The organism is Caballeronia sp. (assembly GCF_049581465.1).
Lineage (GTDB): Bacteria > Pseudomonadota > Gammaproteobacteria > Burkholderiales > Burkholderiaceae > Caballeronia.
In genome coordinates, this window is record NZ_JBAUSA010000099.1 from 1 (window position 1) to 2,206 (window position 2,206).

Annotated in this window: 2 protein-coding genes; both read left to right on the forward strand. The window is 63.9% G+C overall.

The features are described from left to right. On the forward strand, window positions 1–885 hold an 885-nt coding region (locus WCA53_RS02415), incomplete at its 5' end, for an aldose epimerase family protein (protein WP_423905090.1). Window positions 886–1,072: 187 nt separating this feature from the next. Then, window positions 1,073–2,206 (forward strand): FAD/NAD(P)-binding protein (locus tag WCA53_RS02420; RefSeq protein WP_423905092.1); only part of this gene is annotated, 1,134 nt, incomplete at its 3' end.

Genomic DNA, 2,206 nt, shown 5'->3' on the forward strand with positions numbered 1-2,206 from the left:
CTCCTGGGGCACGACACTCCTGCCGAATACCTGGCGGGCGGCGCGTTCTTCGGCGGCGTCATCGGCCGGTGGGCCAACCGGATTGCGCACGCGCGCTTCGCACTCGACGGCGTGGACTACGCCCTCGATCGCAACGACGGGGACAACCTGTTGCATGGAGGCGCGGCGGGCTTTCACCGGGCAATATGGAATGCTTACGAACTTGACGGAAGCGTCGTTCTTACGCACGAGTCCCCTGAAGGCGATGGCGGTTTTCCGGGCACCCTGATTTCGACCGTGCGCTATTCGCTTGACGACGACGGTACCCTTACGATCGATTACGACGCGCTCACCGACGCCGCCACGCCCGTGAACCTGACCAATCACGCGTACTTCAACCTCTCGGGCGATACCGCCGAACCGTCCGACATACACGGTCACGTGATCGCCATCGAAGCGGACGAATTTTTCGAAGTCGATGACACCCTGATTCCGGTCGCACGCGCCAACGTCGCGGGCAACGCGTTCGACTTTCGCACCAGCGCACCCATCGGCGCGCGGCTCGACTGGCCCCATGCGCAACTTAGCCGCGCCGACGGCTTTGACCATTGCTACGTGTTGCGCGGCGACGGCAAGTCGATGCAGACTGCCGCCACGCTTTACGATCCGGGCAGCGGCCGCGAACTCACCGTCTCGACGACAGCGCGCGGCATGCAGTTTTACACCGGCAACAAGCTCGATGGCGTGGTCGGGCGCAACGCCCGGCGATATGGCAAACATGCGGGTCTATGCCTTGAGACGGGCGCTTTTCCCAACCAGATCAACATGCCGGACGCGGCCGAGGTCGTGCTGCGGCCGGGCGAGCATTATCGGCAGACAACGTGTTATCGGCTTGGTGTGCGGTAAGACGGTCAGGGCCGCTGTGACATCGCCATACCGCGCATCGTCTGGTTGTTAAGCCCGGGCGTAATACGAACGTCGGTGGATCTGGAATGCAAATCGAAATCCGATAGTTCAACCCGCGCCAGCCTTGTGCGAACATTGTTGATTTTCAGTTGCGCTGTAGCCTCGCGCTTCCCAAGGAAAGATCAGCATGAGCTTCGCATCGACAGCAAATGGAACGACCAACGGCGCGACCGGGCTGAAAGTCGTCGTGATTGGCGGGGGCTTTACCGGCGTCGCGTTCATCATCCATGCGATCCGCGCGGCTCACCCCGGCGTCGGCCTGGACTTCACCATCGTCGAACCGACGGCACAACTCGGCCGAGGCGTGGCCTATGGCACCGATGAACCGCTGCACCGGATCAACGTGCCCAGCGACCGGATGAGCCTTTTCGCCGGCGATCCGGGCCATGCAACGCGCTGGCTGGCCGCCCACGGCGCAATCGATGCGGGGAGCGCCGACGCGCGCGGCCATTACTACGTATCGCGGGCGCGGTACGGTGAGTATGTCGCCGCAACATTGAAGGAGGTCGTCGCAAACGCAGCGCCGCAAGTGCGCGTTGTGCATCGCCGGGCGACGGCCACGGGCGTGCAAAAAAGCGGTTCGGGCTATGTGGTCCAACTTGCCGATGGAGCACAAATCGATGCTGACCGCGTCGCGTTGTGCTTCGGTCATACGCCGTCAAAACCGCCGGGCGTGATCGACGCCGATGTCTTTGACGATGACCGTTTCGTCACTCACCCCTGGTCGGCGGACGCATTGCGCGCGATTGCGCCCGACGCTTGCGTGCTGCTGGTCGGCACGGGCTTGACCATGGCCGACGTTGCCGTCACGCTGCTTGATCGTGGGCATCGCGGCCGCATTACGGCGATCTCCCGGCGCGGCTTGCGGCCCCGGCCCCACGGCGTTTTTGCCGATTCGGGCGACTTTCTCGGCGACGCACCGGCACCTCGCACCGCACGCGGCCTGCTGCGGATGTTACGCGAGCGGATTGCGACCGATGAGCTGGGTCTCGGTTGGCACGCCGCCGCCGACGCGTTTCGCTTCCAGCTTCCCGCGCTTTGGAATGCATTGCCTCCGATTGAGAAGCGCCGGGTCGTTGCTCGGTTGCTGCCGTTTTGGGACGTGCACCGTTTTCGCATCGCACCGCAGATCCACGACACTGTCGAGAAGGCGATCGCGAGCGGCCAGATGAGTGTGATGAAGGCGGGGATCGCGGATATCAGCAGGTCGGCGAGTGGCTTTCGCGCCGGCTTGCGACTCGCGGGTGGCGGACGTGAGGAA